Annotated in this window: 26 protein-coding genes and 1 tRNA gene; 10 read left to right on the top strand and 17 right to left on the bottom strand. The window is 73.2% G+C overall.

The window, feature by feature from the left end; all coding sequences use genetic code 11:
* Positions 1 to 18: 18 nt before the first annotated feature.
* The 3 genes from ABWK59_RS15835 to ABWK59_RS15845 form a co-directional block, all read right to left on the bottom strand.
* Positions 19 to 570, bottom strand: coding sequence for a methylated-DNA--[protein]-cysteine S-methyltransferase (locus tag ABWK59_RS15835; RefSeq protein ID WP_354641227.1), 552 nt, complete (start codon positions 568 to 570; stop codon positions 19 to 21).
* Between the two features lie 188 nt (positions 571 to 758).
* Positions 759 to 992 (bottom strand): hypothetical protein, encoded by a 234-nt coding sequence (locus ABWK59_RS15840; RefSeq protein WP_354641228.1) that lies wholly within the window; start codon positions 990 to 992, stop codon positions 759 to 761.
* 86 nt (positions 993 to 1,078) lie between these two features.
* On the bottom strand, positions 1,079 to 1,753 hold the full coding sequence (locus ABWK59_RS15845) for a TetR/AcrR family transcriptional regulator (protein WP_354641229.1): 675 nt from the start codon (positions 1,751 to 1,753) through the stop codon (positions 1,079 to 1,081).
* A gap of 126 nt (positions 1,754 to 1,879) precedes the next feature.
* Between ABWK59_RS15845 and ABWK59_RS15850 the strand changes: the two genes are divergently transcribed.
* Complete coding sequence (locus ABWK59_RS15850; protein ID WP_354641230.1) at positions 1,880 to 3,052, top strand: serine hydrolase domain-containing protein; 1,173 nt, start codon at positions 1,880 to 1,882, stop codon at positions 3,050 to 3,052.
* A gap of 17 nt (positions 3,053 to 3,069) precedes the next feature.
* Here the strand turns inward: ABWK59_RS15850 and ABWK59_RS15855 are convergent, their stop codons facing one another.
* Together ABWK59_RS15855 and ABWK59_RS15860 are read right to left on the bottom strand one after the other, a co-directional pair.
* Positions 3,070 to 3,534 (bottom strand): hypothetical protein, encoded by a 465-nt coding sequence (locus ABWK59_RS15855; protein WP_354641231.1) that lies wholly within the window; start codon positions 3,532 to 3,534, stop codon positions 3,070 to 3,072.
* Between the two features lie 191 nt (positions 3,535 to 3,725).
* Positions 3,726 to 3,920 carry a hypothetical protein gene (locus tag ABWK59_RS15860; protein WP_354641232.1) on the bottom strand — a complete coding sequence of 65 codons (195 nt, stop codon included), beginning with the start codon at positions 3,918 to 3,920 and terminating at the stop codon, positions 3,726 to 3,728.
* Positions 3,921 to 3,933: 13 nt separating this feature from the next.
* Between ABWK59_RS15860 and ABWK59_RS15865 the strand changes: the two genes are divergently transcribed.
* Both ABWK59_RS15865 and ABWK59_RS15870 read left to right on the top strand, forming a co-directional pair.
* Positions 3,934 to 4,242, top strand: a complete 309-nt coding sequence (locus ABWK59_RS15865; RefSeq protein ID WP_354641234.1) for a hypothetical protein — start codon at positions 3,934 to 3,936, stop codon at positions 4,240 to 4,242.
* Positions 4,243 to 4,420: 178 nt separating this feature from the next.
* Entirely contained in the window at positions 4,421 to 5,287 is an 867-nt protein-coding gene (locus ABWK59_RS15870) for a hypothetical protein (RefSeq protein ID WP_354641235.1), read from the top strand.
* A 152-nt stretch (positions 5,288 to 5,439) separates the two neighbouring features.
* Here ABWK59_RS15870 and ABWK59_RS15875 read toward each other — a convergent pair.
* A tRNA-Thr gene (locus ABWK59_RS15875) sits at positions 5,440 to 5,513 on the bottom strand.
* Positions 5,514 to 5,842: 329 nt separating this feature from the next.
* Here ABWK59_RS15875 and ABWK59_RS15880 point away from each other — a divergent pair.
* The 3 genes from ABWK59_RS15880 to ABWK59_RS15890 all read left to right on the top strand — a co-directional run bounded on the left by ABWK59_RS15880 (position 5,843) and on the right by ABWK59_RS15890 (position 8,504).
* Positions 5,843 to 6,934 (top strand): ABC transporter ATP-binding protein, encoded by a 1,092-nt coding sequence (locus ABWK59_RS15880; RefSeq protein ID WP_354641236.1) that lies wholly within the window; start codon positions 5,843 to 5,845, stop codon positions 6,932 to 6,934.
* A gap of 252 nt (positions 6,935 to 7,186) precedes the next feature.
* The gene (locus ABWK59_RS15885) at positions 7,187 to 7,624 is read left to right on the top strand and encodes a hypothetical protein (protein ID WP_354641237.1); all 438 of its coding nucleotides are present in this window, start codon (positions 7,187 to 7,189) and stop codon (positions 7,622 to 7,624) included.
* Positions 7,625 to 7,745: 121 nt separating this feature from the next.
* Positions 7,746 to 8,504, top strand: coding sequence for a nucleotidyltransferase family protein (locus tag ABWK59_RS15890; protein WP_354641238.1), 759 nt, complete (start codon positions 7,746 to 7,748; stop codon positions 8,502 to 8,504).
* 151 nt (positions 8,505 to 8,655) lie between these two features.
* Here ABWK59_RS15890 and ABWK59_RS15895 read toward each other — a convergent pair whose 3' ends face one another.
* From ABWK59_RS15895 to ABWK59_RS15925, 7 genes are all read right to left on the bottom strand, one after another.
* Positions 8,656 to 10,335, bottom strand: a complete 1,680-nt coding sequence (locus ABWK59_RS15895) for a DoxX family membrane protein (RefSeq protein ID WP_354641239.1) — start codon at positions 10,333 to 10,335, stop codon at positions 8,656 to 8,658.
* Positions 10,336 to 10,526: 191 nt separating this feature from the next.
* Positions 10,527 to 11,516, bottom strand: a complete 990-nt coding sequence (rlmB, locus tag ABWK59_RS15900) for a 23S rRNA (guanosine(2251)-2'-O)-methyltransferase RlmB (RefSeq protein ID WP_354641240.1) — start codon at positions 11,514 to 11,516, stop codon at positions 10,527 to 10,529.
* Between the two features lie 280 nt (positions 11,517 to 11,796).
* The gene (gene cysS / locus ABWK59_RS15905) at positions 11,797 to 13,191 is read right to left on the bottom strand and encodes a cysteine--tRNA ligase (RefSeq protein WP_354641241.1); all 1,395 of its coding nucleotides are present in this window, start codon (positions 13,189 to 13,191) and stop codon (positions 11,797 to 11,799) included.
* A gap of 114 nt (positions 13,192 to 13,305) precedes the next feature.
* A complete protein-coding gene (locus ABWK59_RS15910; RefSeq protein ID WP_354641242.1) occupies positions 13,306 to 13,701 on the bottom strand; it encodes a PPOX class F420-dependent oxidoreductase in 396 nt (131 codons plus the stop codon).
* Positions 13,702 to 13,752: 51 nt separating this feature from the next.
* On the bottom strand, positions 13,753 to 14,250 hold the full coding sequence (gene ispF, locus ABWK59_RS15915) for a 2-C-methyl-D-erythritol 2,4-cyclodiphosphate synthase (RefSeq protein WP_354641243.1): 498 nt from the start codon (positions 14,248 to 14,250) through the stop codon (positions 13,753 to 13,755).
* Entirely contained in the window at positions 14,240 to 15,022 is a 783-nt protein-coding gene (gene ispD, locus ABWK59_RS15920) for a 2-C-methyl-D-erythritol 4-phosphate cytidylyltransferase (RefSeq protein ID WP_354644970.1), read from the bottom strand. The genes ispF and ispD overlap by 11 nt, the downstream gene beginning before the upstream one ends.
* A 424-nt stretch (positions 15,023 to 15,446) precedes the next feature.
* Positions 15,447 to 15,929: a CarD family transcriptional regulator gene (locus tag ABWK59_RS15925; RefSeq protein WP_014136563.1), complete on the bottom strand. Its 483-nt coding sequence runs from the start codon at positions 15,927 to 15,929 to the stop codon at positions 15,447 to 15,449.
* Between the two features lie 362 nt (positions 15,930 to 16,291).
* On the opposite strand from ABWK59_RS15925, the gene ABWK59_RS15930 reads away from it, so the two are divergent.
* Complete coding sequence (locus tag ABWK59_RS15930) at positions 16,292 to 17,002, top strand: DUF461 domain-containing protein (RefSeq protein ID WP_354641244.1); 711 nt, start codon at positions 16,292 to 16,294, stop codon at positions 17,000 to 17,002.
* A gap of 73 nt (positions 17,003 to 17,075) precedes the next feature.
* Here ABWK59_RS15930 and ABWK59_RS15935 read toward each other — a convergent pair whose 3' ends face one another.
* Positions 17,076 to 17,771 carry a response regulator transcription factor gene (locus ABWK59_RS15935; RefSeq protein WP_354641245.1) on the bottom strand — a complete coding sequence of 232 codons (696 nt, stop codon included), beginning with the start codon at positions 17,769 to 17,771 and terminating at the stop codon, positions 17,076 to 17,078.
* A complete protein-coding gene (locus tag ABWK59_RS15940) occupies positions 17,768 to 19,033 on the bottom strand; it encodes a sensor histidine kinase (protein WP_354641246.1) in 1,266 nt (421 codons plus the stop codon). The genes ABWK59_RS15935 and ABWK59_RS15940 overlap by 4 nt, the downstream gene beginning before the upstream one ends.
* Positions 19,034 to 19,303: 270 nt before the next feature.
* Here ABWK59_RS15940 and phoU point away from each other — a divergent pair, with 270 nt between their 5' ends.
* The gene (gene phoU, locus ABWK59_RS15945; protein WP_354641247.1) at positions 19,304 to 19,984 is read left to right on the top strand and encodes a phosphate signaling complex protein PhoU; all 681 of its coding nucleotides are present in this window, start codon (positions 19,304 to 19,306) and stop codon (positions 19,982 to 19,984) included.
* Between the two features lie 206 nt (positions 19,985 to 20,190).
* The gene (locus ABWK59_RS15950; protein ID WP_354641248.1) at positions 20,191 to 20,370 is read left to right on the top strand and encodes a hypothetical protein; all 180 of its coding nucleotides are present in this window, start codon (positions 20,191 to 20,193) and stop codon (positions 20,368 to 20,370) included.
* Positions 20,371 to 20,510: 140 nt separating this feature from the next.
* On the opposite strand, the gene ABWK59_RS15955 is transcribed toward ABWK59_RS15950, so the two are convergent.
* Together ABWK59_RS15955 and ABWK59_RS15960 are read right to left on the bottom strand one after the other, a co-directional pair.
* Positions 20,511 to 21,098: a lytic polysaccharide monooxygenase auxiliary activity family 9 protein gene (locus ABWK59_RS15955; protein ID WP_354641249.1), complete on the bottom strand. Its 588-nt coding sequence runs from the start codon at positions 21,096 to 21,098 to the stop codon at positions 20,511 to 20,513.
* Between the two features lie 307 nt (positions 21,099 to 21,405).
* Entirely contained in the window at positions 21,406 to 22,164 is a 759-nt protein-coding gene (locus ABWK59_RS15960; RefSeq protein WP_354641250.1) for a phosphoglyceromutase, read from the bottom strand.
* Between the two features lie 151 nt (positions 22,165 to 22,315).
* On the opposite strand from ABWK59_RS15960, the gene ABWK59_RS15965 reads away from it, so the two are divergent.
* The gene (locus tag ABWK59_RS15965; RefSeq protein WP_420492787.1) at positions 22,316 to 23,563 is read left to right on the top strand and encodes an MDR family MFS transporter; all 1,248 of its coding nucleotides are present in this window, start codon (positions 22,316 to 22,318) and stop codon (positions 23,561 to 23,563) included.
* The last annotated feature ends 120 nt before the right edge of the window (positions 23,564 to 23,683 follow it).

The following is a 23,683-nucleotide window of genomic DNA, read 5'->3' on the forward strand; positions in this document are numbered from 1 at the left end:
GGCGACGGGCCGTCCGGTTCAGCCGGTCGGCCCGTTCCAGTCGAGGGTCGGCGGCAGCACGCCCTCCAGGGTGAGCAGCCAGCGCTTGATCTCCAGCCCGTGGGGCCCGCCGCCGAACCCGCCGAGCCCGTCCGCCGCCACCACCCGGTGGCAGGGGACGAGCAGCGCTAGCGGATTGGCGCCCATCATCTGGCCGACCGTCCGCGCCGCCAGTCCCGGTTCGGTGACCTCCTCGAACACCCCGCTGCGGGTGGCGAGTTCGCCGTAGGTGATGGTGGCGCCGTACGGCACGTCGGCGAGCAGCCGCTGGAGGACCGTCCGGTGCGGGCCGGTGGCGAGGCTCCAGTCGAGCGGGAGGTCCACCTCCTTGCGCTCGCCGGCGAAGAACTCCGCCAGCCGGGAGGTCACCAGGGAGGTCTTGCGCTGGTCCGGGCAGGCCGGGACGCCGACCGGCAGCCCGGCGATCGACTCGCCCGCGTACGTGGCCACCGCCACGCCGCGCGGGGTCACGCCGAAGTGCATCCGGCCGCTGGGGAGCGGCGTCTCGACGGCCACCCAGGAGATCTCCATACCGGCCAACCTACTCCGGGGCCGGACACGCCGAAGTCCGAACGGCCCACCCGGGTACGCGGGGACCGCACGAACCGGAGGGCGTCCCGCGGTGCGTCCTTCCGCCCCGTGGAACGTCCTTCCGCCTCGCGCGGCCACCGCTCCGGAACCGTTCGTGGGGACGGTCGGCGGCGCGGCTCCAGCGGGCGCTACAGGTGCGCCTTCAGGTACTCGGCGAGCCGCTGGGACCACTCGGTGAACTCGTCCCGGTGCCGGGGCTTGCCCTCGCACAGTGCGGTGACCTGCGCGTCGGTGAGCCGGTCCGGGCCGGCGTCGGCCAGCAGGCCGGACATCTCGCGCAGCACCGCCGCGAGACGCCGGGCGTCGTCGTGGCTGAGCATGACCAGGGCGTCGGTGTGGCCGATGGTGACAGAACCGGGCATCGCGGCCTCCTTCCGTGGGCCCCCGCCGTCCACCGTACGACCGGCCGGGCCGGTCCGCCGCCCCACTGCTTCCCCGCCCGAGGCCGTCACTCCCCCGCCGAGGTCGTTCGCCGTAGTCCCGCCGTGATCAGCCCGAGGCCCGCCGTGAACGCCGTCTCGTCGTCGGGCGGACCGTCGGCCAGCATCTCGGCGAGGTCCGGCAGCCCTGCGAGCCGGGCGGGGTCGAGGGCCGGCGCCGGTCCGGGCTCGGGCTCGCGGGCCGTCCGGTCGGCGATCCGCTGTTCCTGGAGCACGAACCCGGTCACATAGCTGATCAGGGTGTCCGTGGCGTACGCGGCCAGCGGCAGTGGGACCCCGGCCTCCCGGGCGGTGCGGATCATGCGGTCGGCGAGGAGCAGGCTGTTCGGCCCGGGGACGGCGTGGCCCGCCACCAGCCGGGCGCCGTCCCGGTGCCCGAGCATCGCCCGGCGCAGCGCCCGCGCGGTCGCCGCCAGCCGTTCGATGCCGCTTTCGGTCCGATCCCCGCCCTCAACGGCTGCCGCACCGTTTCCCCGTTCACCGTCGGCCGCCGCGAGGCACTCGCCGACGATGCGGTCGGCGAGTTCGGCCAGCAGTTCGTCCTTGTCCTTGAGGTGCCAGTAGAGGGCGCCGACCCGTACGCCGAGCCGCTCGGCGAGGCGGCGGGTGGAGAGCTCGTCCAGACCCGCCTCGTCGAGCAGGTTCATCGCGGCGTCGATGACATCGGTGCGTCGCGTCGGCATCGGACCCTCCGGGGGTGGACGTTGACTCCTGAGTGGCCGTCAGCCTATCTTGAACACTGCTCAACTTGAACAGTGCTCAGGAGCGGCGTTCGGACGAGGGGGCTCGCGATGACGGATGTGACCCGTGTGACCCGTGTGACCGGTGCGGCCAGTGCGACTGGTACGCCCGGCGGGACCGGCGCCACCGGCGCGACCGATCTGCAGGATCAGGTCCAGCGGACGATCGACCGGGCGGTCGAGTCGGGCGCCGAGGTCGGGGTGCAGGTCGCCGCCTACCTGCACGGGGAGCCGGTGGTGGACGCCTGGGCCGGGGTGGCCGATCCTGCGTCGGGCCGCCCGGTGGACGGGGACACGCTGTTCCACAGCTTCTCCACCGGCAAGGGGGTCACCGCGACCGTGCTGCACCTGGTCGCCGAGCGCGGCCTGGTCGACTACGACGCGCCGATCGCCGCGTACTGGCCGGAGTTCGCCGCGCAGGGCAAGGAGCGGGTGACCGTCCGGCACGCGCTGACCCACACCGCCGGGATTCCGCAGCTGCCGGCCTCGACCTCGCTGGCCGACATCGCCGACTGGGACCGGATGTGTGCGGTGATCGCCGACACCGCGCCGCTCTGGGAGCCCGGCACCGCCACCGGCTACCACGGCTGGACCTTCGGCTGGATCATCGGCGAGATCGTCCGCCGCGCCTCCGGACGGACGGTGGCCGAGGTGCTGCGGGAGGAGATCGGCAAGCCGCTGGGCGTCGAGGACTCGCTGTTCTTCGGCATCCCGGACGAGGCCGCACCGCGGGTCGCCACCCTGGTCGAGGGCAACTGGGAGGCGCTGCTGGAGTCCATCCCGGCCAGCTGGCCGTTCTTCCTCGCCGTCCCGAACCGCGACATCTGGCCCACCGCCACGCTCGGCAACCGTCCCGACTACCTCCGCGCCCACGTACCGGCCGGCGGGACGATGAGCGCCCGGGCGGTGGCCCGGATGTACGCCGCCCTGATCGGCGAGGTGGACGGCGTCCGGCTGCTCCCGCCCGAGCGGGTCGCCCAGGTCTCGGCCCTGGCCACCGGCGAGCCGGACCGGATGTTCGTCTCGCCCATCGCCAAGGGCCTCGGGTACTTCCTCGCCCTGCCGGAGAGCGGCACCCGGCCGACGGCCTTCGGCCACAACGGCAGCGGCGGCAGTGTCGCCTTCGCCGACCCGGAGAGCGGACTGGCCTTCGCCTGCACCCACAACCTCCTGGTCGGCGGGTCCAACGACACCACCGCTCGGGCGGTCGCCGAGCAGATCCGGACGGCCCTCGGGATCTGAGCGGCTGAGCGCGCTGCTCAGCTCGCCTCCTGGTGCACCTCCTGGTGCACCCCTCGGTGCACCTCGGGTGGCACCTCCTGCCCGGCCCTCGGCCGGTCGGCATCCCGCACCCCGGGGGCCGGCCGGCCGAGGCGGCGTACCGAGGGGAGCGCCAGCACCGCGGCGCAGGCGGCGACCTGCCACAGCGCGCCGTAGCCGAGCACCCGGGAGGCGCCGCCCTGTTCGGCCACCGGTCCGGCCAGGGCCAGCCCGAGCGGGCCCAGGACGAAGGCGCCGAGCGTGGTGAACGCGCTGACCCGGGCCAGCGCCTCCGCCGGGACGTGCTGCTGGGTCGAGGTGGTGTACAGCGTCTCGCAGACGGCGGCCCCGATGCCGGCGAGCAGCGCCGCTCCGACGATCCAGCCCAGCGGCAGTCCGGCCGCGAGCGCACCGGAGGGCACCGCCCCACCCCCGCCCCGCTCTCCGGCCACCAGACCCACCACACCGTCACCACTCCTCCCCCGCCGCCGGGGTTCGGGCCGCCGGCGCCGGGCGCCTACGGCCCCGCCGAACCACTGCCCTACGGCCCGCCGGCCCCGCCAGGCCCGCCACCAGTGCCCGGCCGGCGCGGTCGGCGCGGTCGGCTGAGCGCGGGGATCACGGTCGGGACGCTGTTAGCGGCGGCCGCGGTCGGCTACGGCATCACCCGGCTCAACGGGGCCGGCGGCACCCCGGACACCAAGCGCACCACCTCGGCCGGAGCCGTCCCACCGGTCTCGGCCACCTCGGGCAGCGACGAGGCGACCGACCGCGCGTCGGCGCCGCCCGCGTCGAAGTCGCCGTCCGGAGACCCGGCGGCGAACGGCGACCGGTCCGCCTTCATCGGCATCTGGGGAGCGAAGGTGGGCCGCACGAAGGCGCTCACCGTCACCGTCCACAACACCCGGGTCAACGACCCGAACGCCGCCGAGGGCTATCTGATCACCGCGGACGGCCACTGCGACGCGGCATGGACGCTGACCTCCGCGTCCACCACCAAGCTGCGCTTCACCTCGCGGCTGATCGAGTCCAAGGGCATGGAATGCAGCACCGCCGGACAGCGGGAGCTGGAGCTCCTTCCGGACGGCACCCTGCGGTACAGCGTGATCGACGGCGGTACCGCCGCCGACCCGCTGGTCCTGACGAAGGCGCCCCCCGGAGTGTCGGGATGAACATCTCGACGGCGTGCAACTGCCGGTGACCGTCGATCAGGAGCGCGGCGGCGGCGCTTGCTGCAGATCGGAAACAGTGATCGTCCGAACTGGGCGCGGGGACCCAAGGCTGGGGCATATTCCTTCCAGGCCCACCGATCCTCCACCGCATCGTCACTCGACGTCCAGGAGTTCGCAGATGCACGAGCAGCCATCCGGGTTACCCGCACAGGCGCCCAACGGGGCCGTCCCGCCACCACCCCCGCTCCCGCCCGCCTACGGTCCACCTCCGCACGCGTACGGACCGCCGGCGGCCGGGTGGAACCAGCCGGCGCCGGCCCGGCCCTCCCGTACCGGGTTGTGGATCGCGCTGGGGGTCGTCGGCGCGATCGTCCTGGCCGGTACGGCGTTCGCCGTGACGAGGCCGGGGGGCACCGCACAACCCGCCACGGCTCCGGCCAGAGGTGCGGCCGCACCGGCGGCGGACGGCGCGGGGGCAGCCGCCGGGGCGGGTTCGGGCGAGCAGGCGCCGGGTGCGGGGAACGCCACGATGGGTCGCCTCCACCTGCCCGACACCTTCCTCGGGATGAAGCGCGACGACAACGCCCCCGGGGCCGCGGTGATGCGGCAGCGGGCCGAGGCCATGGCGCAGGACGACCCGCACCTGCGCGTCGTCGCGACCACGTACAAGAGCGGCCAGTTCGGGGAGAACCACGTGGAGGTCATCGCGGTCGAGAGCGACGTCCCGTTCTCCGAGAAGGACCGCGCCGAGGCGCTGGCCGACATGAATGACGGCTCGGTGGACGTGCCGGGCATGAAGGTGACCCATGGCGAGGTCAAGGACGCTGACCCCGGGCCGCTGGGCGGCGTCATGAAGTGCAAGGTGACCATCACGAAGACCGAATCGACGGACTCGTTCGGCAACCACCTGTTCACCGCGACCACCTGTGCGTGGCTGGACGGGAACACCTACGTGACCATCGCCGACGGCGACGGCACGATCGGGCTCGCCAAGGCCGCGGACCACGCCCGCCAGTTCCGCGCGCGAGCAGAGAGCCGCCGGTAGAACGCCCGGCGACAAGGGCAGAGACCCGCCGCTCGCTTGTGGCACGCCTGCGGCACGGCCGGACTGACCGGGCTCGCCACCCCGGCAACGACGAAGGGCCAGTCTCCGAGGATCACCCTCGTGAGCTGGCCCTTTTCGCGTTCCTGGTGCTGAGCCCCCTGTCGGGTTCGAACCGACGACCCCCGCTTTACAAGAGCGGTGCTCTGGCCAGCTGAGCTAAGGAGGCGCGGTAGCCGTCCGCGGCGGACCACGGCGGCACCATGGGGCAGTGTACCGGGGCGGGCGGGGGCGATGCCGGTGGTTAAAGGGGGTGCGCGGGTCGGCGGGGCGGTTGCGGGGGGTTTGGGCGGAGTGTCCCGGTTGTGACCGGACTGATGCCGAATTCGGCCACCGGCGGGGGCTGACAAGCGGATGAACGTACGGGTACCGTCGCCTGGACGTCGGCTCACCTCCCAGTGGTTCAGACCAGCGGAGGGGCGGGCCGGCGGGCTCAACAATCCAACCCCTTTACTCGGATCGTCCGGCACGTTCCTGCCGGTGAAGGAGCGAATCACCATGGCCTCTGTCACGTACGACAAGGCGACCCGCGTGTACCCGGGTGCCACCAAGCCCTCCGTCGACGCGCTGGACCTGCACATCGAGGACGGCGAGTTCCTCGTGCTGGTCGGCCCGTCCGGCTGCGGCAAGTCCACCAGCCTCCGCATGCTGGCCGGCCTGGAGGACGTGAACGGCGGTGCCATCCGCATCGGCGACCGCGACGTCACCCACCTCCCGCCGAAGGACCGGGACATCGCCATGGTGTTCCAGAACTACGCGCTGTACCCGCACATGACCGTCGCGGAGAACATGGGCTTCGCGCTCAAGATCGCGGGCGTCAACAAGGCCGAGATCCGCACCAAGGTCGAGGAGGCCGCGAAGATCCTCGACCTCACCGACTACCTGGACCGCAAGCCGAAGGCGCTCTCCGGCGGTCAGCGCCAGCGTGTCGCGATGGGCCGGGCGATCGTCCGCCAGCCGCAGGTCTTCCTGATGGACGAGCCGCTGTCCAACCTGGACGCCAAGCTCCGCGTCTCCACCCGCACCCAGATCGCCTCGCTCCAGCGCCGCCTGGGCATCACCACGGTCTACGTCACCCACGACCAGACCGAGGCCATGACCATGGGCGACCGCGTCGCGGTGCTCAAGGACGGTCTGCTGCAGCAGGTCGACACCCCGCGCAACATGTACGACCGCCCGGCGAACCTCTTCGTGGCCGGCTTCATCGGCTCGCCCGCGATGAACCTGGTCGAGGTGCCGCTGGTCGACGGCGGCGTGAAGTTCGGCGGCTCGGTCATCAACATCTCCCGCGAGGACCTGACCGGCGCCGGCAGCGACAAGACCGTCACGGTCGGCATCCGCCCGGAGCACTTCGAGATCGTCCCGTCCGGCGGCATCGAGGGCGTCGCGGTCACCGTGAACGTGGTCGAGGAGCTCGGCGCCGACGGCTTCGTCTACGGCACCACCAAGATCAGCGGCGAGGACAAGGACATCGTCGTGCGCGTGCACGGCCGCCAGGTCCCGCAGAAGGGCGAGACCATCCACGTGGTCCCGGCCGGCGGCGAGCCGCACGTCTTCTCCTCCAGCACGGGCGAGCGCCTGAGCAGCTGAGTGATCCGCAGGAACCGCCCGCCGGTCCCTCGCTGATCTCCCGCCGTGCCCCCGCCGGATCCGTCCGGCGGGGGCACGCGCGTTCCCGGAACCGCCCGCACCACGACCCGAACGACCAGGCGAACAGCGGCCCGGACGGTCACCCGAACGGCGGCGCGCGTCAACATGACGGCGGAACGAAACAGGACACCGCTCACTCGTTGGTGTAACGGAGAGCGCCGTAGCCGACACCCACCGCTACGCTTCTGTCGCGTGAAGCAGCTCGTTCGCCGCATCGGCCAGACCATTGCCTTTACCCTCCCGGTGATCCTGGTGACCACCGGGACGCTCGCCGTCACCCGCGTCCCGTGGGCCCCGCCGACCGGGCTGGACCAGCAGGTGGTCGCGGCGTCCAGCGGCGACGGCACCATCGGACGCACCTCGACCGCCCCCAGCACCCAGGGCCTGGCCCCGCAGGAGGCGCTCCGGGTCGACATGATGGAGGAGCTCCGCTCCCACAACCCCGGCAGCGCGCTCGACCTGCTGGAGCGCACCATGCGGGAGAAGCCCTCGCTGACGCCGTACTGCACCTCGCTGGCCGCCGAACTCGGCCGGGCCGCGGTGAAGAAGTACCAGGGCGACCTGCAGCGGGCCCGTTCCTTCGCGCGTCCGGTATGCGACGGGTCGTTCGCCTCGGGCGTGGTGGGCTGAACCGGCCGGCCGGCCCGGCTCCGTCGGCGGCACCCGCCGCACCGGGGTCGGTTGGACGAAGGTCCGCGCGCGGCGGCTCCGGGGATGGGGTCCGCGGCGCGCGGACCCTATTGTGTCCGCTATGACCGCTGACTCCCCTCGCCCCGGCACCGCTTCCCCCGCCGTGACCCAGGCCGTGATCCTGGCCGGCGGCCAGGGTTCGCGGCTCCGCCCGTACACCGACGACCGTCCGAAGCCGCTGGTGGAGATTCCCGGGACCGGGATCCCGATCGTGGGCCATCAGTTGGCGTGGCTGGCCTCGGAGGGTGTGACGGACGCGGTGATCTCCTGCGGGCACCTCGCCGAGGTCCTGCAGGACTGGCTGGACAAGGCCGACCTGCCGCTGAACGTCCGGACGGTGGTGGAGACCGAGCCGCTCGGGCGGGGCGGCGGGCTGAAGTTCGCCTCCCGTTCGCTGCCGCGGCCGGACCAGCCCTGGTACGCGACCAACGGCGACATCTGGACCCGGTTCAGCCTCCGCGAGATGGCCGCCTTCCACCACGAGCGGGACGCCGTCGCCACGCTGGCGCTGGCCCGGCCGCGGATCCCGTGGGGGGCCGTGGAGACCGACCAGTTCGGCAACGTGCTGGACTTCATCGAGGCCCCGCCCTCGCCGTTCCTCATCAACGCCGGGCTGTACGTCTTCAGCCCTGCCTTCCAGGAGCTGCTGCCGGACGTCGGTGACCACGAGCGGACCACCTTCCCGCAACTGGCGCGCAGCAAGAAGCTGGCGGGCTACCAGCTCCCCCAGGGCTGCTACTGGCGGGCGATCGACACCGCCAAGGACCTCACCGAGGCCGCCAAGGAGCTCGCCGCGGTCTCCGGTCGCGCCTCGGCATAGCCCGCACCACGGAATAGCTCACACCACGGAGCAGCCCGCACCCGCGACCGCCGACGCGCACGGAACGACACGAACCCGGAACGACACCGGACACGTACGTCGGAGCCCCCTCCACCCGCGGGTGGAGGGGGCTCCGACGTGTACCCGGGCGTCAGACCGCCGGGCCGGTGGCCGTCCGGGGCATGCCGAGCTCCAGCAGCGGCGCCCCGCTGCCCAGCACGCCGCCGATCAGCGACCCACCGCTGGGCGTGGACCGAGGCGTGGACCCGCCGGTCTGCCCGGTGCCGCCCGTCCCGGTGCCGCCGGCCGAGCCGCCCGCCGGCGGGTGGCCGGTGGAGCCGGAGGTGGGCTTCGAGGAGGCGGGCGCCTTGCCGCTCTTGCTGGGGGACGGCGACGGGGAGGCCGGCGCGGTGGACGGCGCCTTGCTGGGCGCCTTCGAGGGGGCGACGCTCGGGCTCGGCGAGGGGCCGTTGCCCGGCCACATCGGGGAGCCGAAGTCGGTGGGCGTCCGGGTCGGCTCGGGCTGGGTCCGGCCGGTGCGGACGGCCGCGCCGAGCATCGAGCCGACCAGCAGGGTGAGGCCGACCACCACGGCGGTGACCACGGTCCGGCGGCGGAGCACCCGCCGGCGGACGGCGCCCGGGTCCTGGGAACCGAGCCGCCGCCAGGCCTCCAGGGCGATCCGCCCGTCCAGCGAGCCGAACGGCGCGCCGGCGATCAGCAGCGGGCTCCAGGCCGCCAGGAAGATCAGGTCGGGGGCGTCGTACACCGGCACGGCCCGCCAGCTGACGGTGAAGAGCAGCGCCGCCGAGAGCGCCATCGCCAGCCCCGATGCCACCCGCTGCCAGAGGCCGAGGATGGAGAGCACGCCGACCACGATCTCGGTGAACGCCACGAGCAGCCCGGACCCCACCGGGTGGGCCATCGCGAAGTCGAGCAGCGGCTGGGCGACCGGCCACGGGTGCAGCGAGGACAGCCAGCGCATCATCGAGCCGCGGTCGCCGCCGTCGAAGTACACCGGGTCGCAGAGCTTGCTGAACCCGGCGTAGACCGACAGCGAGCCGAGCAGCACCCGGAGCGGGAGCAGCACCAGGCCGAGGTCGACCCGGCGGCCGGGGTAGGCGTGCCGGGAGTCGCCGGTGGCGGACACCTCGGGCAGCTCGCCGGTGGGCTCCCAGCGCGGGCCGGGGTCGTCCGTGGTGAGCACGGTGCCGCCGGCGCGCGGGCGCTGGTCGGGGTGACGGCCCGGGACGGGGTACGGGGTGGTCTCGGGCGAGCCGGACTGCCGGGGCACCGCGTGGAGCGGCTGGGTGTCGTCGATCGGGCTGCCGGCGGGGGCCGGCACGGTGTTGAGCCGGACGGCCTCCAGCAGGCTGGTGGCGGCGAGGTCGCCGGGGGCTGCCTGGCCGTTCCAGCTGACCACCCGGGGCTTGCGCCGCGGGGCCGCCGTGCTGCCGGTCGCGCCGGACGGGCCGGTGCCCGGGCCGCCGGCCGCCGCCGCGCCCCGGACCGCCGGTCCTGCGCCCGCGAGGCCGGCCCCGAGCGCGCCGCCGCCCACGCCGACCAGCGCCGGCATGGCGGAGGCGGGGACCACGACCTGCGGGGTGACGGACCGGCCGCCGAAGCCCTGGATGCCGTACGGGTCGCCGAAGGCGGCGCCGGGGGCGTCGAGCATCGGCGCCACGGGGGCGCCCAGCCTGATCCGGAAGCTGGCCTGGGTGCTGCTGAGCTTCGCCGGGTCGGACGGCACCTTGACCGTGTTGAGGCCGGGGCCGGAGTCTATCCCCGCCGGGCCGCCCTGGACGGGGCGCCGAGGTGTTCTGGTGTCCACACCCCTCTAACCGGGTGACGGGCCCTTAGGACACTCTCCCGGGTGGATTCCTGGCGCGGATTTGAAGTGATCATGAGAAAACCGATCGGGTCCGGCAGGACCCGATCGGTTCATCCCAGGAAGCGGTACACAGCGGTGCACAACCGGTCGACACACCGCCCGACCGGGAGGGCCGCCGTCGTCCCGGCCGGTCAGCGCTTGGCGCGCAGCCGGGCGGCCTCGTAGAGCACGATGCCCGCCGCGACGCCGGCGTTCAGCGACTCGGTCTGACCCGGCATCGGGATCCGCACCCGGATGTCACAGGTCTCGGCGACCAGGCGGGACAGGCCCTTGCCCTCGGAGCCGGCCACGATGACCACCGGGCCGGCGAGCAGGTCCAGGTCGCCGATCTCGGCCTCGCCGTCGGCGGCCAGGCCGACCACCATCAGACCGGCCTTCTGGTACGACTCCAGGGCGCGGGTCAGGTTGGTGGCCCGGGCCACGGGCAGCCGGGCGGCGGCGCCGGAGGAGGTCTTCCAGGCGCCGGCGGTCATGCCGGCCGCGCGCCGCTCGGGGATGACCACGCCGTGCGCGCCGAACGCGGCGGCGGAACGGACCACGGCGCCGAGGTTGCGCGAGTCGGTGACCCCGTCCAGCGCCATGATCAGCGCGTCCTGGCCGGCGTCGGAGGCCTCGACCAGCAGGTCGTCCGGGTGGGCGTACTCGTACGGCGGGACCTGGAGCACCAGGCCCTGGTGGTTGAGCCCGCCGGTCATCTGGTCGAGCTGCGCGCGCGGGGCCTCCATCAGCGCGATGCCGCGCTCGTTGGCCAGCTGGAAGGCGTCGCGGACGCGGTCGTCGGTGTCGATGAACTGCTGGACGTACAGCGTGTTGGCCGGCACGCCGCCCTGGATCGCCTCGACCACCGAATTGCGGCCGACCACCAGCTCGGCCGCGCCGGCGCCGCCGCGCCCGCCGCGGCCCGCCCCGGCCTTGCGCATGCCGGCGCGGGACTTGGCGTCACGCTCGCGCTTGAGAGCGGCGTTGGCGGCGCGCTGCTTGGGGTGGCCCTTGCGCTCCGCGCCGGGCGGCGTCGGGCCCTTGCCCTGGAGCGCCTTCCGGCTGTGGCCGCCGGTACCGACACTCGCGCCCTTCTTCGATCCGGGGTTGCGGCGGTTCCTGCGCTGGCTGTTGCCGGCCATGGCTGTACTTCCTGTCTCTACTCGTCTGCGTCCTGCCGGGCCTCTCCCCTGCCTTCGGCGGGGGCGGACCCACGGACCGGCGGCGGGCAGGAGGGAGAGGGCCGCACCCACGAGGGTACGGCCCGCCCGCGCCCCGGGGGGCTCCCGCTCGCCCCGGAGGGCTACTGGTTGTGGCGCCCCGGAGGGCGCCTGGTGCTGTGCCCCGGAGGGCGGGTGGCCGGCCTTCCGCCCCGGAGGGCGGCCGACCGGCCGGGAGGTCCGGCTGCCGACCGGCCGACGGCTACGGGCCGCCGACCGTCCAGCGCGGGCCGGACGGGGTGTCCTCGATCACCAGCCCGGCCTCGCCGAGCTGGTTGCGGATCGCGTCCGCGGTGGCGAAGTCCTTGCGGGCCCGGGCGGCCTGGCGCTGGTCGAGCACCAGCCGGACCAGGGCGTCCACCACGCCGTGCAGGTCGTCGCCGCGGTCGTCGCCGGCCCACATCTCGTCGAGCGGGTCGAGGCCGAGCACCGCGAGCATCGCCCGGACCTCGGCCAGCCGGGCCAGGGCGCTCTCCTTGTCGTCCGCGGTGAGGGCGCTGTTGCCCTGGCGGACGGCGGTGTGCACCACGGCGAGCGCCTGCGGCACGCCCAGGTCGTCGTCCATCGCCTCGGCGAAGGCCAGCGGCACCTCGGGCGCCGCGTCCACCGGGCCGCAGACCTCCACGGCGCGCTGGATGAAGCCCTCGATCCGGGCGAAGGCCACCTCGGCCTCGCGCAGCGACTCCTCGCTGTACTCGATCATCGAGCGGTAGTGCGGGGCGGCCAGGTAGTAGCGGAGCACGATCGGCCGCCAGCGCTGCACCATCTCGGAGACCAGCACCGAGTTGCCCAGCGACTTGGACATCTTCTCGCCGCTCATGGTGACCCAGGCGTTGTGCACCCAGAAGTTCGCGAACTCGTCGCCGAACGCCCGGGACTGGGCGATCTCGTTCTCGTGGTGCGGGAAGATCAGGTCGAGCCCGCCGCCGTGGATGTCGAAGGCCTCGCCCAGGTACTTGTGCGCCATCGCGGAGCACTCCAGGTGCCAGCCCGGCCGGCCGCGGCCCCACGGGGTCTCCCAGCTGGGCTCGCCGGGCTTGGCGGCCTTCCACATCGCGAAGTCGCGCGGGTCCCGCTTGCCGCCCTCGCCCTCGCCGGAGGGCTGGCGCAGGTTCTCCAGCTCCTGGTTGGAGAGCTCCAGGTACTCGGGGAAGGTGGTGACGGCGAAGTAGACGTTGCCCTCGGCCTCGTACGCGTGGCCGCGCTCGATGAGGCCGCGCATCATCTCGATCATCTCGGGCACGTGCCCGGTGGCCCGCGGCTCCACGGACGGGGGCAGGCAGCCGAGCGCGGTGTAACCCTCGTTGAAGGCACGCTCGTTGGCGTAGGCGATCTCGTACCAGGGGGTGCCGGTCTCCTGGCCCTTGGCGATCACCTTGTCGTCGATGTCGGTGACGTTGCGGACGAAGCTGACCCGGTAGCCGCGGTAGCGGAACCAGCGCTGCATCACGTCGAAGTTGAGGCCGGACCGGATGTGCCCGATGTGCGGGGGTGCCTGGACGGTGGCGCCACACAGGTAGATCGAGACACAGCCCGGTACAAGCGGGACGAAGTCGCGTACCTGGCGGGTTCTGGTGTCGTACAGGCGAAGGCTCACAGCGTCCAGGGTAGTGGGCGGCGGGGGGTGCCCCGCCACCAATACCACTCGAGGACGCGGCCCACCACCGCGACCTGCGACGACCGGCGACGACCGCGGCGGTCTGCGGCCCGATCAGATGTTGCCGACGATCCGGCGGGGGGTGAGCCGGACCACGACCCGGACGTCGCCCGGGCCGTCCGCCTCGTAGTCCTTGCCGTGGCGGTACTTGCGGGAGAGCTCGTTGATCAGGTCGCGCCCGCCGGCCCGGGTCATGGTGACCTCGCCGCGCACCTCCAGGTAGTGGTACGGGTGGTCGGGCGGGTTGATCACGAAGCTGACCCGCGGGTCCCGGACCATGTTGTCGTGCTTGCGGCGGCCCTCCAGGGTGGAGAACAGGATGTCGTTCCCGTCCCGTTTCACCCAGACGACGGACGCCTGCGGACTGCCGTCCGGCTGGACGGTGGCCAGCACGGCGAAGCTGGTGCCGTCCAGCAGTTCCTTCGCCCGGTCGGAGAGTTGCTCGGTCATCGGCGGATTCCTCCCGCTCGCCCCGGTTCCTGACCCCCCGCCAGGCGCAGGTTATGCCCGGTCGGCCCGGTAGACCAGCGCTGTGGCCAGTGCGGCGAGTCCCTCGGCGCGGCCGGTCAGGCCGAGACCGTCGGTGGTGGTGCCGGAGACCGACACCGGCGCGCCGACCGCCTCGGAGAGCACCGCCTGGGCCTCCTCGCGGCGCTTGCCGATCTTCGGCCGGACGCCGATCACCTGGATCGCCACGTTGCCGATCTCGTAGCCGGCCGCGCGGACGATCCGGGCCGCCTCGGCGAGCAGCACCACGCCGGCCGCGCCGGCCCACTCGGGCCGGTCGGTGCCGAAGTGCGCGCCGAGGTCACCCAGGCCGGCTGCGGAGAACAGGGCGTCGCAGGCGGCGTGCGCGGCCACGTCGGCGTCGGAGTGCCCGGCCAGGCCGTACTCCGAGTCGGGCCACTCCAGCCCGGCGACCCGCAGCGGGCGGCCGGCCTCGAAGGCGTGCACGTCGGTGCCGATGCCCACCCGGGGGAGGATCGGTTCAGTAGCCATCGGTGGCCCTCCTGCGGGCGAGTACGGCCTCGGCGAGCACGAGGTCCAGCGGACGGGTCACCTTGAACGCCTCCTCGTGGCCGGGCACCACGACCACCCGGCCGCCGTACCGCTCGACCAGGCCGGCGTCGTCGGTGACCGGCGGCAGCGCGTCCGGCTCCGGCGCGGACTCCTCGGCCAGCGCCTTGAGGTGCACCTCGTGGAGCGTGTCGCGGCGGAAGCCCTGCGGGGTCTGGACGGCGCGCAGGGTGGCCCGGTCGGGGGTGTCCAGCACCGGCTCGGGGCGGCCGGCCGGCTGCGGTTCGACCCGCTTGACGGTGTCGGCCAGCGGGACGGCCGGCACCACCGCCTCCGCCCCGGCGCGGACGGCGGCGGCCACCGCGTCCACCACCTCGACCGGGACCAGCGGGCGGGCCGCGTCGTGCACCAGGACCACCTCGACGTCCGCCGGAATGGCGGCGAGGCCGAGCCGGACGGACTCCTGCCGGGTCGCGCCGCCGGCCACCACCCGGACGTCCTTGCCGTCCAGGCCGTGGCTGTCCAGCAGCGCGGCGACCTCGGCCTCGCCGCCGGCGGGCGCGGCCACCACGACCAGGCCGATCGCCCGGCTGCGGGCCAGCGCCCGGACGGCGTGCACCAGCAGCGGGACGCCGCCGAGTTCGCGCAGGGCCTTGGGCGCGCCGGGTCCCAGCCGCTCGCCCCGCCCGGCGGCGGGGACGACGGCTGCGGCGAGCTGTGCTGTGGCGTTCAGGTTTCGCTCCTTAGTCGCGATGGGTATGGCCCTGCCGTGCGCGTCGGGCGCCGGCACGACCCCCTCCGACCGATCCGACTGCACGTTAGCGGAACGACCGTGGCGTTCCGCTCCGTGCCTCCCGCCGGGCCCCCGCCCCTTCCGTACGACCGGTGCGACCCGCACGACCCGATCCTCGTGTGCCGACCGTGTACCGACCGTGTGACGCCCCCCGGGTGACGACCTGTGCGCCGCCCACCGTTCCGTGACCGTCCGTCCGGCTCCCGGTGTCCAACGGCCACCGGGCGTGGACCCGTGTCCGGGCATGCCGAAGCGCCCGGCATGCCGACACGCCACCCGGACGGCTGTACCGCCGTGGTGGCGCTCCGGCATCGGGCGCAACGTCATGCGTGTGTCGGGGCCCGCGCGGCAGCCACCGTCGCAGGGAGGACCGACCGGCCACCCGTTACGAGGCCAGCACCTCGTCGAGCAGCGTCTCCGCCTTGTCCTCGTTGGTGTTCTCCGCGAGTGCGAGCTCGCTGACCAGGATCTGGCGCGCCTTGGCGAGCATCCGCTTCTCGCCGGCCGACAGGCCGCGCTCGCGCTCGCGACGCCACAGGTCGCGGACGACCTCGGCGACCTTGATGACGTCACCGGACGCCAGCTTCTCCAGGTTCGCCTTGTAGCGCCGGGACCAGTTGGTCGGCTCTTCGGTGTACGGTGCACGCAGCACCTCGAAGACCCGGTCGAGACCTTCCTGACCGACCACGTCGCGCACGCCGACGAACTCTGCGTTCTCGGCGGGCACCCGCAGCGTCAGATCACCCTGCTGCACCTTCAGCACCAGGTAGGTCTTGTCCACACCTTTGATCTGGCGAGTTTCGATGGCCTCGATCAGCGCAGCCCCGTGATGGGGGTAGACCACCGTGTCGCCAACCTTGAACGTCATGTGACAGGACCCCTTCCGTGGCTTTCCAGAATAACACGCTTTTCGGCGCGCCCGAAGGGCGTTTTCGCAGGTCAGGGCGGGTCTCGGGGCTTGACAACCACCCCCATGGCATGCTGCGACCGGTGTTCGACGACGGCTTCTCGCAGGTCGGAGGGGGTGCGGCCGCCCGAGGAAAGGCTCGCGAAACCTCTGGCAACCTCCACGAAACCATGATTGGATCTTGAGTTTTCACACTCCGCGCCGCCGTGGCCGGATCGTGACCGTTCTCCGCGACACGGACCCACCCCGTCAGAACCGCATAAGGGGGTCGGTAGTCTGACCTCGACCACCGAACCGTGATCCACTAAGGAGAAGTCGCCGCCGTGAGCCGGAGCCTTCGACGCGGCGCCATCGCCGCCCTCGTCCTCGCCGCGATCGTCCCGCTGTCGGCCTGCGCGGCCGGCAACAGCGCGGACACGATGGAGATCAAGCCGGACAACGTGTCGGCCACGCTCGGCAGCAACATCCTGCTCAACAACATCGTGGTGGTGACCCGGGTGTCCCCCACCGCCGAGTACAGCGGCCCGGCGACCGTCACGGTCAACATCAACAACGGCGGCTCCGCCCCGGAGACGCTGAAGTCGATCACCATCGGCGACGCCCAGGCCGTCCTGACCGACGCCAGCGGCGCCCGGGTCAACGAGCTGGTCATCCCGGCCGGCGGGTCGCTGCTGATCGGCGGCGAGGGCCAGCCGACCGCCCAGGCGAGCTCGGCCAAGGTCACCCTCGGCGGCCTGACCCCGACCTCCTTCACCTTCGGCTCCGCCGGCAAGGTGAGCGCCGACGCCAGCGTGGTTCCGGCCCGCAGCTTCTACGCCGGGTTCGGCCCGAAGGTCGAGGCCCCGGCCTCGCCGTCCGCCGCCGTCACCGGTGCGGCCTCGCCGACCGGCGCCGCGACCCCGACCGGCGCCGCGTCCCCGGGCGGCAGCGCCTCCCCGGGCGCGACCGTCTCCGGCTCGGCCACCCCGAACGCCGCGCCGACCGGCGCCGCCAAGCCGAGCGGCTCGGCGAGCTCCACCGCGGCCACCCACTGATCCGACGGCGAAGGGCCCCTGCTCCGGCAGGGGCCCTTCGCCGTGTTCCGCTCCCGGTCGCTCCCGGGCCGGCCTACGGCTCGAACTTGTAGCCCAGGCCGCGGACGGTCACCAGGTACCGCGGCGCTCCCGGGTCCGGCTCGATCTTGGCGCGCAGCCGCTTGACGTGGACGTCCAGGGTCTTGGTGTCGCCGACGTAGTCCGCGCCCCAGACCCGGTCGATCAGCTGCATCCGGGTGAGCACCCGGCCGGCGTTGCGGAGCAGCATCTCCAGCAGGTCGAACTCCTTGAGCGGCAGGTCGACCTTGGCCCCGTCCACGGTGACCACGTGCCGGTCGACGTCCATCCGGACCGGGCCGGCCTCCAGCGCGCCGGGGCTGCCGCCGTTGCCGTCGCCGCCGCCGTCCTCGCCGCGGCGGCGGAGCACCGCGCGGATCCGGGCGACCAGCTCCCGGGTGGAGTACGGCTTGGTCACGTAGTCGTCGGCACCTATCTCCAGGCCGACCACCTTGTCGATCTCGCTGTCCTTGGCGGTGACCATGATCACCGGGACGTTGGAGCGCACCCGCAGCTGGCGGCAGACCTCGGTGCCGGGCAGGCCCGGCAGCATCAGGTCGAGCAGGACCAGGTCGGCACCGTTGCGCTCGAACTGCTCCAGCGCGTCCGGGCCGGTGGCGGCCACGGCCACCTCGAAGCCCTCCTTGCGGAGCATGTACGAGAGGGCGTCGCTGAACGACTCCTCGTCCTCGACCACCAGTACTCGGGTCACGTTCGGGCCTCCGGGGCAGGAAGGGTTGTTGCGTCGGTTGCTGTGCTGACGGGTGCGGTCTCGCCGGCCGGTGCCTTCCCGGCCGGGAGCCGCAGGGTGAAGGTGGAGCCCTGTCCCTCGACGCTCCACACCGTGACGGTGCCGCGGTGGGACGCGGCCACGTGCTTGACGATGGAGAGGCCGAGGCCGGTTCCTCCGGTGGCGCGGGACCGGGCCGGGTCGACCCGGTAGAAGCGTTCGAAGATCCGCTCGCGGTCCTTCTCCGAGATGCCGATGCCCTGGTCGGTCACCGATATCTCGATCAGCTCGCCCTCCGCCTCGCCGAGGGCGGCGGCGCTGGAGATGCGGCGGGTGGCGATGGCCACCCTGGTCCGCGGCGGACTGTAGTTGACGGCGTTCTCGACCAGGTTGCCGAGGGCGGCGGCCAGCTGGCCGCGGTTGCCGTCGAGGTAGAGGCCGCCGACGCCGCCGGCGGCGATGAGGATCTGCTTGGCGGCGGCGGGCTGCCGGCACCGGTCGATCGCCTCGGCGATCAGCTCATCCACCGGGACGGGCTCGGGGTCGGCCTTGAGCCGGTCGTCCTGGACCCGGGAGAGGTCGATGATCTCCTGGACCAGGCTGGCCAGCCGGGTCGCCTCGATCTGCATCCGCCCGGCGAAGCGCTGCACCGCCTCCGGGTCGTCGGCGGCGTCCGCGACGGCCTCGGAGAGCAGGGAGAGCGCGCCGACCGGGGTCTTCAGCTCGTGCGAGACGTTGGCCACGAAGTCGCGCCGGATCGCCTCGATCCGGCGGCGCTCGGTGAGGTCCTCGACCAGGACGAGGACCAGCCTTGAGCCCAGCGGCGCGACCCGGACCGAGACGGCCAGCGGCTCGGTGGTGCGGGCGGTGCCGGGCCGGGGCAGCTCCAGGTCGACCTGGCGGATCTCCCCGTCCCGGCGGGTCGCGCGAGCCAGCGAGAGCATCTGCTCCACGGCCATCGCACCGCCGCGGACCAGCCCCATCGCGTACGCGGCGGAGCTGGCCTTGACCACCTCGTCGCCCTCCCCCAGCACGATCGCGCAGGAGCGCAGCACGGAGAGCACCGTGTCCACGCCCGGCGGCAGGGCCGGTTCGTAGAGCGGGGTGGTGCCGGTGCCGAGCCGGGTGCGGTTCCTGCCGCGCGACTGCTCGCGCTCGCTCCAGCGGAAGGCGATGGCGGCCGTGAGGCCGACGCCGAGCCCGGCTATGGCGCAGGCAGCGGCGGCGGCCACATTCACGTCCATACCGCCAGCGTAAGCGCACCCCGAAGGGCTCCCGCCACAGTGCGATCAAGGGATCGGCCACGCGTTGCCGAGAATTCACCTTCAGGCTGCCATCGGTTCACCACACGGGTCGTGCGTGGTCGCCCGTACGGCGCAGTCTTGTCAGAGCAAGCCCGTTCGGGCGGCGGCGCGGCTACCATTCGCGCCACCAGCAGCGGTCGTCCCCCGCTCCGGCGGCGGGACGGACCGGTCGGCACCGCCACCGACACAGGTACTGGAGGAGAAGAGCGCATGCGCGACGCGTACCACGAGGAACTCGACTCGATCAGCGACGGTCTGGTCGAGATGGCCCGCCTGGTCGGTTCGGCCATGGGGCGGGCCACGACCGCGCTGCTCGACGCGGACCTGTCGCTCGCCGAGAGCGTGATCGCGGCCGACGAGAAGGTCAACACCCTGCACCACGACCTGGAGAACCGGGCCATCGACCTGCTGGCCCGCCAGCAGCCGGTCGCCACCGACCTTCGGATCGTCGTCACCTCGCTGCGGATGAGCGCCGACCTGGAGCGCTGCGGCGACCTGGCCCGGCACGTCGCCAAGGTGGCGCGGCTGCGCTTCCCGGAGACGGCCGTCCCGAACGACCTGCACCCGATCGTCCTGGAGATGGGCCAGCTGGCGCAGCGCCTGGTGGCCAAGGCCGGCCTGGTGATCGCCACCAAGGACGTGCACAAGGCGCTGGAGCTGGAGAGCGACGACGACGCGATCGACGCGCTGCACCGCGAGCTGTTCTCGCACCTGCTGGACGACCGCTGGCAGCACGGCATCGAGACCGCGGTGGACGTCACCCTGGTCGGCCGGTACTACGAGCGGTTCGCCGACCACGCGGTGTCGGTGGCCAAGCGGGTGGTGTACCTGGTGACCGGTGAGCACGTGGACGACTTCGTCGCGACCGCGGACACGCCGATCTCCGGCTGAGCGGTCGGCCGACTCCCGGGCGGTCGGCTACTCCGGCTGAGCGGTCGGGCAGGCCTCGGGGGCTCTCGGGTGACGGGTGGGGCCGGGGGCGCACACGGTGGTGTGCGCCCTACCTCCGCGCGCCCGTTGACGCTCCGTCGACCGCGCGGCTTCACTCGAAGAGCGGGCGCCACCGTCATGCGTCCGGACGAGGAGGCTTCAGCGTGATGAAGGCAACCCCGAACCCGACCACCCCGCAGTCGAATCCCACCGCGCCGCCGGCCGTACGCCTGCTGCCGATCGTCGCGGCCGGGTGCGGCTGCGGCCCGGGCTGCGGCTGCGGCTGCCAGTCCGGCGCGCCCTGCCAGTGCGGCGGTGCGACCGGCGGCTGCTGCGGCGGCCACTGACCACGGGCCCCGGCCCGGTCCGGGCGGGTGGCGGCTCCCGGGCCGCCACCCGCCCGTACGTCGTTCCGCCCGTAACGTTGCCTGCCCACGGGCGTCCCCGTGGGCTTCCCGCCGGGCGGGCCGGCCCTACCGGGCCGGGGTCAGAACGTGACGTCGATGCACTGGTAGAAGGCGTTGCCGGTGTCGGCGATCTCCCAGACGGCGAGGACCACCTGGTGTCCGCTCCGTCCGCTCGGCAGGGTCGCCGTGTGGCTCAGGGTGGTGGGCGGCTGCGCGCCGTTGTAGGGCACCTTGAGGAAGGGCGCCAGGTCGAGGTTGGCGCGGGTGAGCTTGCTGGTGGCGCTGTAGCCGGGCTTGGTCAGGTAGTAGCTGAACGACGTGGTGGAGTGCCGGGCGGTGAACTTCCAGGTGAAGGTCAGTCGCTGGCCGGCCGACACCCGGGTGGTGGGCCAGCCGCCGCCGCGCGGGTCGTCGAGCTGGGCGAAGCGGCTGTTGCCGCCGGCGCAGAGGGTGCCGTCGGCAGGGCCGCGGGTGGGGAAGCCCTTGGGGCCCTCGACGCTCTGCGGCTCCCACTGGATCTCGCCGCAGTTCTTGACGGTGCCGGCGGCGCACAGGGCGGCGCGGCTCGGCGGGCCGGTGACGTGGCCGTGCGAGCTGGCCGGGACGGCGGTGGCCAGCGGTACCGCCAGCCCGACCGCAACGGCGGCCAGGATTCTGCTCTTGCGCATGGTGCTCCCTCCGTGGGGGTGGATGGAGTACGCCCGGACGCGGGTGACGTGCGTGGGGGGTGTTGTCATGCCCGCACCGGTCTAGTCCTCTCACGCTAGGATCCCTGCCGCCACCCGTCAATGGTCTGAACCAGCTTGGGGTGCAAGCGAGTTGATCCGCCGCCTGACAGGGTGACCGCGCCCCGGAATCGGGTGGGGAAGCACCGTCCTGATCTCCCCGGCGGCGCGGCCCCGCTCCGGCCCGGGAACGGCGACGGCCCCCGGCCGGCGACGGGTGCGCCGGCCAGGGGCCGTTTTGCCTGTGGGCTTACTTCTTGCCCTGGTTCTTGACCGCCTCGATGGCGGCCGCGGCGGCCTCCGGGTCGAGGTAGCGGCCGCCGGGGGTGACCGGCTTGAAGTCGGCGTCGAGCTCGTAGACGAGCGGGATGCCGGTGGGGATGTTGAGGCCGGCGATGTCGGCGTCGGAGATGCCGTCCAGGTGCTTCACCAGGGCGCGGAGGCTGTTGCCGTGCGCGGTGACCAGGACGGTCTTGCCGGCGGCCAGGTCCGGCACGATCGCGTCGTACCAGTAGGGCAGCATCCGCTCGACGACGTCCTTGAGGCACTCGGTGCGCGGGCGCATCTCGGACGGGATCTCGCCGTAGCGCGGGTCGCCGGCCTGCGAGTACTCGTTGTCGTCGGCCAGGACCGGCGGCGGGGTGTCGTACGAGCGGCGCCAGAGCTGGAACTGCTCCTCGCCGAACTCGGCCAGGGTCTGGGCCTTGTCCTTGCCCTGGAGGGCGCCGTAGTGGCGCTCGTTGAGGCGCCAGCTGCGACGGACCGGGATCCAGTGGCGATCGGCCTTGTCGAGGGCGATCTGGGAGGTGCGGATGGCGCGGCGCAGCAGGGAGGTGTGCAGCACGTCGGGGAGGAGGCCTTCGGAGAGCAGCAGCTCGCCGCCGCGGGCGGCCTCCTTCTCGCCCTTCTCGTTGAGGTCGACGTCGACCCAGCCGGTGAAGAGGTTCTTCTGGTTCCACTGGCTCTCGCCGTGGCGGAGGAGGATCAGTCGGTAGGTCGTGTCAGCCATGGCCCCCAGCTTAGCGAGCCGAAAATCCGGGTGACCTGGCACGGGGGCCGTGGGTAATGTGCGGTCGACAGTCGTGCCACTTACCGCCCGCTGAGCGGTCCTCCCCACTCCGCCCAGCGTGCGCCACGCCGCCCGGGAGCCCCCTTTGCCCGTGTCACCCCGCCTCCGCTCCGCGATCTCGGACTCCGTCGGCGGGCTGCCCCGCCGGTTCTGGTGGCTCTGGACCAGCACCCTGGTGAACCGCCTCGGCGGCTTCGTGGTCACCTTCCTCGCGCTGTACCTGACCGTGGACCGCGGCTACTCGGCCAGTTACGCGGGCCTGGTCGCGGCCCTGTTCGGGCTGGGCTCGGCGGTCGCGGCGCTGGCCGGCGGCGTGCTCACCGACCGGCTCGGCCGGCGGCCGACCCTGCTCGCGGCGCAGCTGGGGACGGCCGCGTCCACGGCGGCGCTCGGCTTCATGGACGGGCCGGTGACGATCGCGGTGGTGGCCTTCCTGACCGGTCTGGCCAGCAACGCCTCCCGGCCGGCCATCGCCGCGATGATCGCGGACATCGTCCCGGCCGAGCACCGGGTGCGGGCCTTCGCGCTGAACTACTGGGCGATCAACATCGGCTTCGGCGTCTCGGCTGCCGCGGCCGGCCTGATCGCGGCCCACGGCTATCTGCTGCTCTTCCTGCTCGACGCGCTCTCCACGCTGGTCTGCGCGGTGCTGGTGTTCGTGAAGATCCCGGAGACCCGGCCGGAGCGCGGCCCGGCGGATGCGGCCGAGCAGCGGATCGGCCTCGGCACGGTGCTGCGGGACGGCCCGTTCATGGCGGTGGTCGGGGTGACCCTGCTGCTGGCGCTGGTCTACCAGCAGGGCAGCACCACCCTGGCCGTGGACATGGGCGAGCACGGCATCAGCACCACCGAATTCGGCCTGGTGGCGAGCCTGAACGGCCTGCTGATCGTGGTGCTCCAGCTGCCGCTCACCAAGCTGATGGAGGGCCGGAACCGGACGGCGCTGCTGGTGGTCAGCGCACTGCTGACCGGCTGGGGCTTCGGGCTGACCGCGCTGGCGGGCTCCTCGGCCGGGTTCTACGCCTGGACGGTCGCGGTCTGGACGATCGGCGAGATCGTGAACGCGCCCACCATGATGGGCCTGGTCTCCGAGCTCTCCCCGACCCACGCCCGGGGCCGGTACCAGGGCGTGTACTCGCTGTCCTGGTCGCTCGCCTCCTTCGTCGGCCCGGCCGCGGGCGGCCTGCTGCTCGACCACGCGGGCAGCGCGGCGGTCTGGGGTGCCTGCGCGGTGGCGGGTACGGGCGCGGCGCTCGCCTTCCTCGGGATCGGCCGGATCCGGCGGCCCGCCGGGGCCCCCGCACCGGCCGAGCAGCCGGTGGCCGCGGTCGCGCCGTAGTCCCGCGGCCGTGCGCGGGGTGCCCTGACGGTGAATCGCGCGGGGCGTCCCTGACGGGGCATCGTGCGGCCGGGTTCCCGGAAGGGGCGCCCGTCGCCGCCACCAGGGGGCGGGTCGGGT

This window comes from Kitasatospora sp. HUAS MG31 (assembly GCF_040571325.1).
Lineage (GTDB): Bacteria > Actinomycetota > Actinomycetes > Streptomycetales > Streptomycetaceae > Kitasatospora > Kitasatospora camelliae.